Below are 15,575 nucleotides of genomic sequence, written 5' to 3'. Positions count from 1 at the left end.
TACCTCCTACATTATTTTATATAATCATTCTAGCCACTAAAAATCTTACTGTCAACTAGTAAAATTTATTTTAGAGACTAGATAGATTCTAACTTAGTTGTGGGTTGTTAAAATAATAACATAGAGAATACATTTTTGAAAAGAGGAATTTAGTGAAAAAAGTAGCATTACATAGCCTTGGTTGCAAGGTTAATTCATATGAAACAGAATCAATGGAAGAGTTGTTTAGAAAGGCGGGCTATGAGATCGTCCCTTTTAAGGAGGATGTTTTAGCTGATGTCTATGTAATCAATACTTGTTCCGTTACTAATATAGCCGATAGAAAGTCTCGTCAGATGCTTCATAAGGCTAAGAAAATGAACCCAGAGTCGGTGGTTATCGCCTGCGGTTGTTACGTTGAATCAGATAGCGCAGGAGTTATTGCTGACGAGTGCGTTGATATTGTAATTGGTAATAATAGAAAATTTAGCGTTGTTGAGGCCTTAGAGGAATACTATAAGGACAGCACTTGCAACGTTTTCATGAATGATATAAATAAGGATTCAAATTATGAGAATCTTACAATCGAGACAGTATCTGAGCATACTAGAGCCTACATAAAGATTCAGGATGGTTGTAATCAGTTCTGCTCTTACTGCATTATTCCATACGTTCGTGGAAGAATCAGAAGTAGACAGATTTCAGATATTGTTGAGGAAGTTAAGGGCTTGGCAGCTAAAGGCTTTAAGGAAGTGGTTTTAACTGGTATTCACATTACAAGTTACGGCCTTGACTTTGTAAAGGAAAGCGATAAGGGTCTAGCTAGCGACGATTATCTTGCTAATGAAAATGCAACAGCCCATATAGGCCTTCTTGATGTAATTAAGGCTATCAATGAGATTGATGGAATTGAAAGAATCAGACTTTCCTCACTTGAGCCAAGAGTAATTACAGAAGAATTTGCTAAGGAAATTGCGAAAATGCCTAAGCTATGTCCACATTTTCATCTATCCCTTCAAAGTGGAAATGATAAGACTCTAAAGGCTATGAATAGAAAATACGATACTAAGGAATTTATGGAGGGTGTTGAAAGACTTCGTAAATATCTTGATAAACCAGCCCTTACAACAGATATTATTGTTGGTTTCCCAGGGGAGACAGATGAGGACTTTAATGAGACTTATGAGTACCTAAAGAAGGTAAACTTCTATGAGATGCACATTTTCAAATACTCAAGAAGAAAGGGTACGGTTGCTGATAAGATGCCGGCTCAGGTAAACGGTAAGGATAAAAATAAGAGAAGTAATTCACTTTTACTTATGACAAAGGTTAATTCTTTGGCTTATAGAAAGGATTTCCTTGAGAATACTAAGTTTGCTGATGTCTTAATTGAGGAGTTAGTTACAATTGATGATAAGGAATATTATACAGGTTATACTAAGAATTATATTCGTGTAGCTATTGAAAAAGAGGCATTTAAAGGTTATTCTATAGTAAGTGAAGATAAAATAGTTAATACTATTGTAAAAATTAAAGCAAAAAGTTTAATGAGCGATAACGAGACAGTTCTTTGCTCAATTATCGGAGAGTAAATATGAAGACTAGAAAGAATGAGGCAGGAATGATTCTTGCCATAGACATGGGTAACACTAACATTGTAGTTGGATGTGTGGATAATGACCGTGTAATTTTTGAGGAGAGATTATCTACAGACCCATCAAAGACGGAGCTTGAGTATGCAATAGGTTTTAAGACGGTTCTTGAATTATATAATATAAAGCCTGAGGACATTAAGGGTTCAATTATTTCCTCAGTTGTGCCATCTTTAGTTAATATCATTAAAGAGGCAGTAATTAAGACAGTAGGCGTGGTTCCTATGATTGTAGGCCCTGGCATTAAGACAGGCCTAAATATCCTTATGGATCAGCCTCGTCAAGTAGGTTCTGATTTAATCGTTGATGCAGTGGGAGCTATTCATGAATACGGCGCACCAGTAATTATTATTGACCTTGGAACAGCTACAACAATTAGTGTGGTGGATGAGAAGGCTAATTACATCGGTGGTGCGATTTTACCAGGAATTAGAGTATCTCATGATTCCCTAGTTTCAAGAACAGCACAGTTACCTAAGATTTCCCTTGAGGCACCGGAAAAGTCAATCGCAAAGAATACTGTAGATTGTATGAAGTCTGGCCTTGTTTATGGAAATGCAGCTTGTATCGACGGAATGATTCGCCGTCTTTCGCGTGAAGCTGGCTTTGGTAAAAATGGAAAGCCAGAGGCAAAGGTTGTGGCAACTGGCGGACTTGCAAAAGTTGTAATTCCTAATTGTGAAGAGAAGATTATTGAAGATCCTGAGCTTTTAATTAAGGGACTTAAAATTATTTATGATAAAAATGTAGATTAGGAGAGTTTTATGTTAACTAATAAGAATGTAGTAATTGGAGTGACAGGAAGTATTGCAGCCTATAAGATAGCCAACCTAGCAAGCATGTTAGTTAAACAGCATGCCAATGTTGACGTTATTATGACAGAAAATGCTACAAATTTTATCAATCCAATTGCATTTGAGACTTTAACAAGTAATAAATGTATTGTTGATACATTTGATAGAAATTTCCAATTTAATGTAGAGCATGTATCTTTGGCTAAAAAGGCAGACATTTTCCTTGTGGCTCCTGCTTCCGCTAATGTTATTGGCAAGATGGCAGCAGGTATTGCAGACGATATGTTAACAACAACTCTACTAGCAGCTAAGTGCCCAATTTATGTGGCACCTGCTATGAATACTAACATGTATACTAACAGAATTGTTCAGGACAATATAGCTAAGTTAAAGAGCTATGGTATGCATTTTATTACACCAGCATCAGGCAGACTTGCTTGTAATGATATAGGTATTGGAAAGTTAGCCTCAGAAGAGGTTTTAATGGACAATATCCTTCGTGAAATTGCTATGCCACATGACCTTGAAGGCCTTAAAGTAGTTGTAACTGCAGGACCTACAAGAGAGAAGATTGACCCTGTGAGATACATTTCCAATAATTCCACAGGTAAGATGGGTTACGCAATCGCAAAAGTTGCTATGATGCGTGGTGCAAATGTAACACTTATTTCAGGTCCTACAAGCCTTGCTAAGCCTCGCTTTGTAGATGCTATTGATGTAGTTTCAGCAAGAGATATGTATGAGGCGGTAGTTGAAGAAGCTAAGGATGCTGATATTGTTATTAAGGCTGCTGCAGTGGCAGATTACAGACCTGATACAGTGGCAGATGAGAAGATTAAGAAAAAAGACGGAGATATGTCAATTAGTCTAGAGAGAACTGATGACATTCTTGCTAGTCTTGGAGCAAACAAGTCAGATAAGCTCTTCCTTTGTGGTTTTTCAATGGAGACAGAGAACTTAATCGAGAATTCAAGAAAGAAGCTTGATAAGAAGAATCTCGATATGATAGTTTGCAACAATTTAAAGGTAGCTGGCGCTGGATTTGGCACAGATACTAATGTGGTTACTCTTATTACAAAGTCAGATATTAAGGAACTTCCGATTATGTCAAAGGAAGAAGTAGCGTCTAAGTTACTTGATGAGATTATGGCTTTGAGAAAGTAGAGATACATTGTAAATAGGGTAGATAGGGTAGAAAATTTATATAAGGGGCAAATTGATTAATGGCTAAAAATAAAAAGGTAATTAAATATAGGCGTAATTATGACAAAGTAATTGCAGTTGTAACTTTTGTATTAATTGCAGTTTATGTAATTTGTTTTGTCTTTTTATACGCTACAAAAAGTTCGGTTAAGACCTATGAAACTGCGCTTGGTAGTCTTTATGACAGCGAGAGTTTCACGGCCTTAGCTATTCGTGACGAGACAGTTTATTATTCAAATTATTCGGGTTTCGTTAACTATTATCAGGTTGAGGGCAGCAAGGTGGCTAATGGAGAGACGGTTTATTCAGTGGATGAAACCGGCAAAGTTGCTGATCTTTTGGCAAGCTATAGCACCGATACTTCAAATGCCCTTTCTTCCGATGATTTGTCTTTACTAAAGGAGACACTTGATAAGTATAAGCTAAATTATGATCCTAATGAATTCAGTGAAATTTATAATTTAAAGACAGATTTGAATTCTACAATTCTTGCATCTATAAGCGCAGATATTATGGAAAATCTTGATTCTTTAATCGATTCAACAGGAAATGCTAACTTCTTTAATGCCGTGGGTTCTGAGGCAGCAGGAGTAGTGGTTTATAGCACAGACGGCTATGAAAATTTTAGCGAGGATCAGTTATCTACTTCTTGCTTTAATAAAAATAATTATGAAAAAAATGTACTAAAAAATACCAGCGGTGAAGATACCATTGCAGCTGGCGATGCTGCTTACAAAATTGTAAATAGCGAGAATTGGAATCTGTATATTTCCCTTTCTAAGTCTCAAGTTGAACAGCTTGATTTGACAAATGCATCTACAGTTACAGTAAACTTCAAGTCCGATGGTATATCCACAAGTTGTGGCTTTGAATTAGTTGAAGTTAATGGACAATATTTTGGAAAAATGTCACTTTCAAAATATATGATTCGATATGCTACAGAAAGATACTTAGATATTGAACTTGTTGTGGATGAGTCAACAGGAATTAAGGTTCCAAGCTCAGCAATGACAACAAAGGATTTCTACGTACTTCCAACTAGCTATTTAACTTCAAGTGGTAATGAAAATGGATATCTAATTAGCTATGATGAAAATGGGGAGACTAAAAAGACCTTTATTAAAGTAGCTAGATATTATACAGAGGACAACGACACAACGGATACTAGTGATGACTACATTTACGTAGATCCAAATCTGTTCCCGTCAGATTCCTTTGTCTTAATAAAAGAGGATAGCCAAGAAACCTATTCTGATATAAAGACGGCATCACTTAATGGCGTTTATTGCGTAAATTCTGGCTTTACAGAATTTAAGGTGGGAAATATTTTGAAGAAAAACGACGAGTATTGTATCCTAGAAAACAATGCTACAAAAGGCGTTGAACTCTACGATAGAATTCTACTTGATGCAAAGAAATATAGCGAAGGTGAGCTGATATATTAATTGTCGTAAGCACGCAGTGGTTACGACCTAGCGTCGCGCCGCGCAAAGCGCGTCTCATGCGCGATGTCCCCCTGTCGCAATCAGCTTTGCTGATTACGACCTAGCGTCGCGCTGCGCGAAGCGCGTCTCATGCGCGATGTTCAATGGTAAATGTAAAAAGGAGTAATTATGGTAGTTGAAAATTACAAGGAAGTTTTAGAAAACGTTAAAAAGGCCGCCTTTAAGGCCGGTAGAGACCCTAAAGACATTACTGTTTTAGCGGTCAGCAAAACAAAGCCAAATGAAATGATAGAAGAATTATATAACGAAGGTGTTAGAGAATTTGGCGAAAATTATGTCCAGGAACTTGCAACAAAAATGGAAACTCTACCTAAAGATATCCATTGGCATATGATTGGACATTTGCAAAGAAATAAGATTAAATACATCATTGAAAATGTTACAATGATCCATTCAGTAGATTCCCTTAGACTTGCTAAGGCAATCAGTGATGAAGCCGTTAAAAAAGGCGTAAATATGGACATTTTACTTGAAGTTAATGTGGCTCTTGAGGAAAATAAATTTGGTTTTAAAGTAGAAGAGGTTGAAGAGGCAGTTAAAGAAATTGCAAAATTGCCTAATATCTGCGTAAAAGGCTTGATGACTAGTGCTCCATACGTTAGTGATGCAGAAGAAAATCGACAATATTTTAAAAGACTAAATAAATTATTAGTTGACATCAATGATAAAAACATAGATAATGTTAGTATGAGCGTTCTTTCAATGGGGATGACTAACGATTATTTGGTAGCCATTGAAGAAGGTGCGACTCATGTAAGAGTTGGCACAGCAATTTTTGGTGAGAGAAACTATAATAAATAGTTTATGTATTTTATGGACAGAATTTTATATTGCTGTGGAAAATCGATTGGGAATAAGGAGAAGAAAAATGGGAGCAATAGATAAGATTACAGATTTTTTCAAATTTAACGAAGAAGATGACTACGATGATATCGAAGAAGAAGGATATGATGATTTAGAAGAAGACTACGAAGAAGATGAAGAAACAACTAATGACAGAAGAAACATCTTCGGTGGTAAGAAGAACGATGCTGATTCAGTTTCAGTTCCAGAAAGACCAAAGTCAAGTCAGTCTCGTACTAAGATCGTACCTATTAAGACACAGACTCCAAAGGAATTAGAGGTTGTTGTTATTAGACCTCAGTCTATGGAAGATGCTAAGGAAATTACAGATACTTTACTTTACGGTAAGGCTGTTGTTCTTAATTTAGAAGGTATTCACGTTGAGATAGCTCAGAGAATTATTGATTATTCTGCTGGTTCAACATACGCAATCAGAGGTAACTTACAGAAGATTACTAACTTTATCTTCCTTGTAACACCTCCTAATGTAGATATTTCAGGTGATATTCCTGAATTAGTTGGTGGCGGAATTGATTTAGCAGGTGTTAAGTCTAAGTCTGATATTAGTCAGTTATAATTAAAGATTTTGCCATCTAAGCTCTAGCTTAGGTGGCTTTTTTAGTAGTAAGTGTGTTTTGTGGAGGATATATGAGTAAGTGTATTAATGTAAAATATGAGGAAAAGCCTTGTTATGATATTGTAATTGAGAAGGATTTTTCTAAGCTAGCAGAAAGCTTTAATAAGCTTGGTGTTAAGGATAGAAAAATCTGTATTGTAACAGATTCTAATGTTGGTCCTATTTATGCAAATGAAGTGAAGGCCGAGCTTGAAAAGACAGGCAATAAGGTCTTTATCTATACATTTGAAGCAGGAGAGGACAATAAGACTCTTTCTACAGTTCAGGATGTTTATGAATTTTTAATACAGAACAAATTTGATAGAAAGGATATGCTTGCGGCTTTAGGTGGCGGTGTTGTTGGAGATTTAACAGGTTATACTGCAGCAACTTATCTTAGAGGGGTAAATTTTATTCAAATTCCAACTTCTCTATTAGCTCAAGTAGATTCAAGTATCGGTGGTAAAACTGGCGTAGATTTTAGAGGTTATAAGAACATGGTTGGGGCTTTCCACATGCCTAAACTTGTATATATGAATATGGCTTGTCTTAAGTCTTTATCTAAGAGACTCTTTAATTCTGGCTTTGGCGAGATTATTAAGCATGGTCTTATTAAGGATAAGGAATACTATCACTGGTTAAAGGATGAATATAAGGCAATTACTAGCCTTGATTTAGATGCTCTTGAACATATGATTTATGTGAGCTGTAATATTAAAAGAGAAGTGGTTGAAAAAGATCCAAAGGAACAGGGGGATAGAGCCCTGCTTAACTTTGGTCATACACTTGGTCATGCCATTGAGAAACTACTTAACTTTAGTATGTATCATGGCGAATGTGTAGTGCTTGGTATGGTTGCAGCACTAGACATTTCTCTTAGAAGAGCTAAAATTACAGAGGAAGAGTATAACGAAGCTATTGAGATGTTTAAGCTCTATGAATTCCCTTTAACTTGTAAGGGAGTTTTAGCTGAGGATGTAATTAAGGCTTCTAAAAATGATAAAAAGGCAGACGCTGGTAAGATTAAGTTCATTTTACTTGATTCTATTGGTGATGCTATTATTGATAAGACTGTTTCAGATGATGAAATGAGACAGGCTTTAAAAAGAGTTTTAGAATAAAATTTATCAGACTCTTTTAAAAAATGAGAAGGGAAATTTTAAGTTTTTTATGAAAAAAAGTGTTAGATTAATTATATTTTTACTTGCAAGCGCATTACTAGTTGAGCTTGATCAGATTACAAAGATTATTGCAAGAGCTAATCTTGAGGGTAAGTCAGAGGGCTTTTCTATAATTCCTGGAGTTTTGAAATTATTTTACCTAGAAAATCAAGGAGCGGCTTGGGGAATTTTAAATGGCAAGCTTAATTTCTTTATTGTACTTACTTGCCTTATTGTATTAGTACTTGTTTATATAGTGATTAAGATGCCAGCAGACAAGAAATATAATTATCTCTTTTTTACAATAATCTTTTTAACAAGCGGAGCAATCGGAAACTTTATTGATAGAATTAGATTGTCTTACGTTAGAGATTTTATTTATTTTGAATTAATTGATTTCCCTGTATTTAACGTAGCTGATATTTACGTTACTTTATCGGTTATTGTCTTGATTATCCTTATTTTCTTTGTTTACAAGGATGAGGATTTTGCATTTTTATCAAGAAAAAGGGAATCTAACTAATAATTTTTTGAGGTGCAAATGTTAGATAATTTAGACACAAATAAAAACGATGAAATAATGGCTTCTATGACAGAGAACATGAATGATGCTGTGATGGATGAGCTAGATTTAGAGGATGAGGACTCTTTTGAGAAGGAGATTAGCCTTAAAACTGAGAGTCAGGATAAGGGGACTCGTATTGATAAATACATTTCCTCAAAGCTAACTGACTTTTCCCGTTCTAGAATTCAAAAATCTATTGAAGAGGATAACATCTTAGTGGATGGAGCAAGCATTAAGGCTAATTATAAGCTTAAGGGCGGAGAAAACATTTTAGTAAGGATTCCTAAGCTTGTGGTGCCAGAAATTGTGGCGCAAGACATTCCACTTGATATAGTTTATGAGGATGATGATTTAATCCTTATTAATAAGCCAAAGGGTATGGTTGTGCATCCTGCGGCAGGTCATTACGACAACACTTTAGTCAATGCCCTTATGTATCACTGCAAGGATAATTTATCCGGCATCAACGGGGTTTTAAGACCTGGTATTGTCCATAGAATTGACATGAACACAACGGGAATTATTGTTGCTTGTAAAAATGATTTTTCCCACAACTTTATAGCTAGTCAGTTGGCGGTTCATTCTATAACTAGAAAGTATTATGCCATTTGCCTAAACTCCTTTAAAGAGGAAGAGGGTACAGTAGATGCGCCTATTGGCAGAAATCCTAACGATAGAAAGAAGATGACTATTGATAGAAAGAATGGCAAGAGAGCTGTTACTCACTACAAAGTTTTAGAAAACCTTGGAAAATATGCCTTTATCGAGTGTCAGCTTGAAACCGGCAGAACTCACCAGATTAGAGTGCATATGGCAAGTATCGGGCATCCTCTTTTAGGAGATGATGTGTATTCAAGAGCTAAGTCCAATTTCAAATTGCAGGGCCAGACTTTGCATGCTGGAGTTCTTGGCTTTATACATCCTCGCACAAAAGAATATGTTGAGTTTAGCGCGGAATTGCCAGATTATTTTAAGGAACTATTAGAGAAATTAAGAAAGTCAAGTTAACTAAGATAAAAGCGTTATTAGGGGATTACTTATATTGCTTTTAAAATATATTTAACTTTGGAGGTCATCATGAGACGTAGAGAATATATTGATTTGATTTTAAATAGCATTTCCGATAGTTTTGACATTTACCATAACTATTGGTTTAAAGACAGGAAATTCGTGGTCTATGCATATAATTACGATCGTAAGAATAAATTTGAGACAGCTAAGGATGCAAAATTATGGGACTCGAAAAGCTATGAGCATCTTTTCTTTATAAATTGCGATGATTTAGACCCAGAGAAGTTTAAGGAGCTTTATCAGTGGACTATTGATAATATTGAGCCACATTTCGTTCGTGGAGATAAAAGATGGCCACAAAAGAATCACATGTGTAGCTACATTTCCTTTATTATAATTACCAAGAATCCTATTACTTATGAGGTTTCGCAGCTTATTAAGAAGAGTAATTTTAAGAAGAATTATCTATTTGGAGCTAGAGGTTTTTCAAATATTAGGATTGCAGTAATTACGCCAAGTACAAAGGAAATTACAGTTAATAAGTTTGGGGCAAAGATAGGAAATTTCCTATCGGAATTGTTGCCTAATGAATAAGATAAATGTTATAATAATTATATAAATTTTTGTTCATTCATATAGCGATGATTTTAAAAATTATTCAAGGGGGTATGAATTATGAATGAGAGAACTGTTATAACAATTGGCAGAGAATTTGGTAGTGGCGGTCATGAAGTAGGTATGAAGCTTGCTGCTAAACTAGGCATTAAGTGCTATGACAAGGAATTATTATCTGAGGCAGCTAAGGCAAGTGGCATAGCAGAAGAGCTTTTTTCAGCTCAGGATGAGAAGCCAACAAGTAGTTTCTTATATTCATTAGTTATGGATACTTATTCTCTTGGATATACTAATGCATATATGGACATGCCTATTAATCACAAGGTTTTCCTTGCTCAGTTCGATGCCATTAAGAAAATCGCTGCAAGAGAGTCTTGCGTAATCGTTGGTCGTTGTGCAGATTACGCCCTTGAGGACAATCCATTTGCAGTAAATGTCTTTATAAAGGCACCTCTTGAGAAGAGAGTGGAGAGAATCAAGAGAATCTATGAGCTAAACGATAACAAGGCAGCTGACTTCATTCAGAAGACAGATAAGAAGAGAGCTAGTTATTATAACTACTATTCTAGTAAGAGATGGGGCGAGGCTAAGAGCTACAACCTTTGCATTGATACTGGAGATGTAGGAATAGAGGGCGCTATCGAGCTCATATTAAATTATGTAGAATTAAAGGAAAAGAATTTGTAATATTTATGTTGGATAATGGATTTAAAGGAAAGAAGAAATTTGATTTTGGAAAATGGATCACTGGAGGAAATTCAAAGATTTACTTGATCTTAATGATAGTAGTATTTGTCTTTTTGCTTTTTGCCCTAAAGACAGTTATTAAGATGCATCAGGATAATATTGATAATGAGAATGGTGAAGCAACAAGCGAGGATGTAAATAATGACATCACAGAGGAAGTTACAGAGAGTGAGTCTAACTATGTTGCAACTAATATGTCTTATTGCATCAAGATTAATAAATCTCAGAATTTTGCAGTTATTTACCAGATGGATGAAAATCAAGAATACACTATAGTTGTTAAGGCATTTAAGGTTTCAGTAAGTGAAGACGCAAGTGTAGGTGAGACTTTCATTTCCCGTAAGGCTTTATGGTGGAAAGTTTCTGATACTTCATATTGCCGTTATGCTTCTAAATTGGACAATTCAGAGGTTTTATATTCAGCAGCATATTACTACAATGAAACAGACAATTCTTTAAACAAGAATTCTTATAACAATATTGGAAATGCATCTCTAGACGGCTCAATTCATATGACCGTTAGCAATGCTAAGTGGATTTATGAAAATTGTGGCATCAACACACCAGTCTATATCCTAGATAATTTCGATTTAGACCCAGGGGTGACTCTAGAGGAGTTTGAAACAATAAGTTCAGGCTATCGCGACCCAACAGATACAAAGTAAGAATGTAAGATTTCGGCGCTAGACTTACGAGCGAGTCTTGACTGATATAAAGATAAAATGTATAAAAGATTAACCGGTAGGTTTTTGAGTTACTTATATGGAGTTTAACTTAAATCTACCGGTTTTTTGTTGCTGTGGGTGTTGAGCCTTGTTGGGGCTTGTTATGATTAGTGGGACTAGTTTTATGGGGGATTATTTAGAATTTAGCGGGGTTAGATACATTTTCCTAAAGGCGCCCTTTAAAGAAAGGCAGTATCTGTGCTATAATGTGCCCTGTTAAATAAAAGAAATAGGGAAGTGTAATTATGTTATATATTATTCGACATGGAAAAACTGATTGGAATGTGGCAAAGAAGCTACAGGGCTGGACGGACATTCCACTAAATGAGCAGGGTATTAGTATGGCTCGTGAGGCGGCAAAGGAGAATAAAGAGATTGCTTTTGATATATGCTTTTGTTCGCCTTTAACTAGAGCTAGACAGACTGCCGAGCTTTTCCTTGAAGGCAGGGACACTCCTATTATTATAGATGAGCGAATCAAAGAGATGAGCTTTGGTGAATACGAGGGAATTACTAACTATTTTGAGGATAGTAGTTGCCCTGTAAATGTATTTTTTACTGATCCAAAGAACTATAAGGGCTCTAAAAATGGGGAATCTACTAAGGATTTACTAGCGCGAACTAAGGATTTTCTTGAAGATAAGGTCTATCCTCTTCTTAAAGAGGGCAATAATGTCTTAATCGTTGGGCATGGCGCTGCAAATTCTAGTATCATTTGCAATTATCTTAATCGTGACGTTGACGATTTTTGGAAAGAGAGTATTGCAAACTGCAAGCTTATAAATTTGGATGATTTAAAGGCAAATTAATGCCCACTTAATTCATATATGGGAAATGCTATTATTGATAAACTTTATCATATTTTAATTCCATTGATAATAAAGGGTAAATATGAATAAAGCCTTGATTTTACTGTATTTTTTGTGTTTTTTTCAGAAATTTGCAATTTTGTATTGAGAAAAAATTATCAATAAACTATTATAGTAAGGTAAGGTTTCTATAAATTATTATTAATGGAGGAACATATGTTATATTCAACAGAAATTAAAAACATGTGCCCTGTAACACAGGGAGTACACCATGGCGCAGCTCCTATTCCAGAAGAAGCAAAATGGGTACAGGCAAAGAAAATCGAGGATATATCTGGCTATACACACGGTATTGGCTGGTGTGCACCTCAGCAGGGAGCTTGTAAGCTTTCCCTTAACGTAAAAGACGGAATTATTCAGGAAGCTCTTGTAGAGACAATCGGATGTTCAGGAATGACTCATTCAGCAGCTATGGCTTCTGAAATTCTTCCAGGACTTACTCTTCTTGAAGCTCTTAATACAGACCTTGTATGTGATGCTATTAACACAGCTATGAGAGAATTATTCTTACAGATCGTTTATGGTAGAACACAGTCAGCATTCTCTGAAGACGGACTTCAGATTGGTGCAGGTCTTGAAGATTTAGGTAAGGGTGCTCGTTCAATGGTTGGTACTACATACGGTACATTAGCTAAGGGACCACGTTACCTTGAACTTACAGATGGTTACATCACAGAAGTAGCATTAGACGAAGATGATGAAATCATTGGTTATAAGTTTGTTAACTTTGGTAAGATGATGGATTTCTTAAAGGCTGGCGACGACGCAGAAACAGCTTTAAAGAAGGCATCTGGACAATATGGTAGAGTTGATGACGCTGTTAAGTGCATCGACCCAAGAAGACAGTAATAGGAGGATAATTGAAATGGCATTATTTGAATCATATGAAAGAAGAGAGCCACAGATCCTCGCTGTTTTAAAGGAATATGGTATCTCATCAATTGAAGAATGTAAGGAAATTACAGACGCAGCTGGTATCGATGTATATCACTTAATCGAAGGTATCCAGCCAATTTGTTTTGAGAACGCAAAGTGGGCTTACACAGTAGGTGCTGCTATTGCTATTAAGAAGGATTGCCGTAAGGCTTCAGAAGCTGCTGCAGCTATCGGTGAAGGTTTACAGGCTTTCTGTATCCCAGGTTCAGTAGCTGACCGTCGTAAGGTTGGTTTAGGACATGGTAACTTAGGAAAGATGCTTCTTGAAGAAGATACAGAATGTTTCGCATTCTTAGCAGGTCACGAATCATTCGCTGCTGCTGAAGGTGCTATCGGTATCGCTGAGAAGGCTAATAAGGTTCGTAAGACTCCTTTAAGAGTTATCCTTAACGGTTTAGGTAAGGATGCTGCTCAGATCATTTCTCGTATCAACGGTTTCACATACGTTGAAACAGAGTATGACTACAAGACAGGCGAACTTAAGGAAGCATTTAGAAAGTGTTACTCAAAGGATGCTAACTCTCCAAGAGCAAAGGTTAACTGCTACGGCGCTAACGATGTTCAGGAAGGTGTAGCTATCATGTGGAAGGAAAACGTTGATGTTTCTATCACAGGTAACTCTACAAACCCAACAAGATTCCAGCATCCAGTAGCTGGTACATATAAGAAGGAAAGACTTGAAGCTGGTAAGAAGTACTTCTCAGTAGCTTCAGGTGGTGGTACAGGACGTACACTTCACCCAGATAACATGGCTGCAGGTCCAGCTTCATATGGTATGACAGATACTATGGGACGTATGCATTCAGATGCACAGTTCGCTGGTTCTTCATCAGTTCCTGCCCACGTAGAAATGATGGGTCTTATCGGTGCTGGTAACAACCCAATGGTAGGTATGACAGTTTCAACTGCCGTTTCTATCGAAGAAGCTGCTAAGGCAGGTAAGTTCTAAGATTATTAGAACACACATTTATAATTTATGATTTATAATTTAAATTAAATTCAAGCTAAGCTATCATTTTTCTAGATGTGATCTGATCCATCACATTTAGAAAATGAAAGCAAGGCACAAAATAAAAAGATTACTAACTAGGCTTTTTAGCAATACAAGATTAGTCTCAAACACTAAGATTGCAGTTAGCAGTCACCAATTAGATATTAGTTATTCTAGATATAATTAGTATTTAAGTTTGTCGATATTAGATTTTACAATCTATAAATAAAAGGATTTTAAAGCTCGATTGAAGTTTTAATAAGTCGACATGTTAGAAGGACATGAGAGTTTTGGAATCTGTTGATTTAAATCAAATAGGTCTTTGACCTACAATTTTATAAGTACTTAAAAGAAGCAAGTTCGCTGTGTTCCGGTCATAGCGAGCTTGTTTTTTTATTGCTTTGGAGTGAGGGGGAGTCCGGGTGAGATGTCAGTTTTCTAAAAGCACTAGATTAGGGGGTGTTGACTCTTTATCTGGTTTTGTGGTGGAATCTTTTTGAACCCTCTAAATTCGGTGTTAGAGTTAATTTCTTTATCTGGCTTTGAGGTGGAATCTTTTTGAACCCTCTTATTTCGGCGTATTTGTGCCTGTGAATCGTATTCGAACAAGTTTAAGGCACAAACTCAAAAAGCTCTATTTGAAAGGATTTGACTATTTTAAGGAGATGTTGAAATAAAGTCAAACGACCAAGAAATCCAAATTTAAAACCTGTGCCTAAATTTAAGAATTAAGTAAGTATAGCCACCGTAAAAAAATTTAACTATTTTCTGATGTGCTTTTATAATCATAAGTGCTAGAAAAAGTCACAAACGAGATTTAAGCTAGGTGGCTGAAATTATTGATTGTATGGTAAAAAGTCAATTTAGAAGAATTAATAAAAAAATGGAAATTAAAAAGTAGTGCCTTTTAACCGGTAATATGAGTAATAGAGGCACAAACCCCGGAAATTTAAGTCCCAATGGAGAGAAAAATAATAAGCTTCTTTGTTTAGTTCCAGAAAGAAAGCAAGCTGGTAGTGGCTAGAGGCCCGAAAATACAAGAATAGAGGCACAAACCCCGGAAATTTAGACCCCAATCGGGAGAGAGTAATAAGCTTCTCTGTTTAGCCCAGAAGCCTATAAAAAAAGACTCTAGCTTTCGCTAGAGTCTTCATTAACATTTTTATTCATTGTCGTCTTCTTCAGCAGCAATCACACCTGAGATTACTGAAACTAAAACAACACTTGCAATTATAGCAATTGAAACACCAATAATTGGTCCTAAAAATAATAAAAACATTTTGTCACGACCTCCATTCATAGATTAGTTATATTATATATCTTGTTGCAAAGATTTTCAATATCTTATTAGGTTAGTTGTTAAA

The 15,575-nt window shown here is 35.9% G+C and carries 15 protein-coding genes; all 15 read left to right on the top strand.

Features of this window, described 5'->3' with window-relative positions; genetic code table 11:
- Nucleotides 1-152 precede the first annotated feature (152 nt).
- The 15 genes from mtaB (at nucleotide 153) to BLQ66_RS05200 (ending at nucleotide 14,169) form a co-directional block, all read left to right on the top strand.
- Nucleotides 153-1,571, top strand: a complete 1,419-nt coding sequence (gene mtaB, locus BLQ66_RS05270) for a tRNA (N(6)-L-threonylcarbamoyladenosine(37)-C(2))-methylthiotransferase MtaB (RefSeq protein WP_074521260.1) — start codon at nucleotides 153-155, stop codon at nucleotides 1,569-1,571.
- A gap of 29 nt (nucleotides 1,572-1,600) precedes the next feature.
- Complete coding sequence (locus BLQ66_RS05265) at nucleotides 1,601-2,386, top strand: type III pantothenate kinase (protein WP_074521362.1); 786 nt, start codon at nucleotides 1,601-1,603, stop codon at nucleotides 2,384-2,386.
- Nucleotides 2,387-2,395: 9 nt separating this feature from the next.
- Nucleotides 2,396-3,589: a bifunctional phosphopantothenoylcysteine decarboxylase/phosphopantothenate--cysteine ligase CoaBC gene (coaBC, locus tag BLQ66_RS05260; protein ID WP_074521259.1), complete on the top strand. Its 1,194-nt coding sequence runs from the start codon at nucleotides 2,396-2,398 to the stop codon at nucleotides 3,587-3,589.
- A gap of 59 nt (nucleotides 3,590-3,648) precedes the next feature.
- The gene (locus BLQ66_RS05255; RefSeq protein WP_074521258.1) at nucleotides 3,649-5,073 is read left to right on the top strand and encodes a biotin/lipoyl attachment domain-containing protein; all 1,425 of its coding nucleotides are present in this window, start codon (nucleotides 3,649-3,651) and stop codon (nucleotides 5,071-5,073) included.
- A gap of 168 nt (nucleotides 5,074-5,241) precedes the next feature.
- The gene (locus BLQ66_RS05250; RefSeq protein ID WP_074521257.1) at nucleotides 5,242-5,934 is read left to right on the top strand and encodes a YggS family pyridoxal phosphate-dependent enzyme; all 693 of its coding nucleotides are present in this window, start codon (nucleotides 5,242-5,244) and stop codon (nucleotides 5,932-5,934) included.
- 67 nt (nucleotides 5,935-6,001) lie between these two features.
- Nucleotides 6,002-6,553 carry a cell division protein SepF gene (locus tag BLQ66_RS05245; protein WP_074521256.1) on the top strand — a complete coding sequence of 184 codons (552 nt, stop codon included), beginning with the start codon at nucleotides 6,002-6,004 and terminating at the stop codon, nucleotides 6,551-6,553.
- A gap of 71 nt (nucleotides 6,554-6,624) precedes the next feature.
- Nucleotides 6,625-7,713 carry a 3-dehydroquinate synthase gene (gene aroB / locus BLQ66_RS05240; RefSeq protein WP_074521255.1) on the top strand — a complete coding sequence of 363 codons (1,089 nt, stop codon included), beginning with the start codon at nucleotides 6,625-6,627 and terminating at the stop codon, nucleotides 7,711-7,713.
- A 49-nt stretch (nucleotides 7,714-7,762) separates the two neighbouring features.
- Nucleotides 7,763-8,275: a signal peptidase II gene (gene lspA, locus BLQ66_RS05235; RefSeq protein ID WP_074521254.1), complete on the top strand. Its 513-nt coding sequence runs from the start codon at nucleotides 7,763-7,765 to the stop codon at nucleotides 8,273-8,275.
- Between the two features lie 93 nt (nucleotides 8,276-8,368).
- The gene (locus BLQ66_RS05230; RefSeq protein WP_083330284.1) at nucleotides 8,369-9,325 is read left to right on the top strand and encodes an RluA family pseudouridine synthase; all 957 of its coding nucleotides are present in this window, start codon (nucleotides 8,369-8,371) and stop codon (nucleotides 9,323-9,325) included.
- 69 nt (nucleotides 9,326-9,394) lie between these two features.
- Nucleotides 9,395-9,922: a DUF8052 family protein gene (locus tag BLQ66_RS05225; RefSeq protein WP_074521253.1), complete on the top strand. Its 528-nt coding sequence runs from the start codon at nucleotides 9,395-9,397 to the stop codon at nucleotides 9,920-9,922.
- Nucleotides 9,923-10,003: 81 nt separating this feature from the next.
- Nucleotides 10,004-10,630, top strand: a complete 627-nt coding sequence (locus BLQ66_RS05220; RefSeq protein WP_027430657.1) for a cytidylate kinase-like family protein — start codon at nucleotides 10,004-10,006, stop codon at nucleotides 10,628-10,630.
- 5 nt (nucleotides 10,631-10,635) lie between these two features.
- The gene (locus BLQ66_RS05215) at nucleotides 10,636-11,355 is read left to right on the top strand and encodes a L,D-transpeptidase family protein (protein ID WP_074521252.1); all 720 of its coding nucleotides are present in this window, start codon (nucleotides 10,636-10,638) and stop codon (nucleotides 11,353-11,355) included.
- A 305-nt stretch (nucleotides 11,356-11,660) separates the two neighbouring features.
- The gene (locus tag BLQ66_RS05210; protein WP_074521251.1) at nucleotides 11,661-12,224 is read left to right on the top strand and encodes a histidine phosphatase family protein; all 564 of its coding nucleotides are present in this window, start codon (nucleotides 11,661-11,663) and stop codon (nucleotides 12,222-12,224) included.
- 216 nt (nucleotides 12,225-12,440) lie between these two features.
- A complete protein-coding gene (locus BLQ66_RS05205) occupies nucleotides 12,441-13,133 on the top strand; it encodes an iron-sulfur cluster assembly scaffold protein (protein ID WP_074521250.1) in 693 nt (230 codons plus the stop codon).
- Nucleotides 13,134-13,149: 16 nt separating this feature from the next.
- Nucleotides 13,150-14,169, top strand: coding sequence for a GGGtGRT protein (locus BLQ66_RS05200; protein ID WP_027430661.1), 1,020 nt, complete (start codon nucleotides 13,150-13,152; stop codon nucleotides 14,167-14,169).
- Nucleotides 14,170-15,575 lie beyond the last annotated feature (1,406 nt).

The organism is Lachnospira pectinoschiza, assembly GCF_900103815.1.
In the GTDB taxonomy this organism is placed as follows: Bacteria; Bacillota; Clostridia; order Lachnospirales; family Lachnospiraceae; genus Lachnospira; species Lachnospira pectinoschiza_B.
Note: the sequence above shows the minus strand (reverse complement) of the source record. Positions and strands in the feature narration are given on the sequence as shown.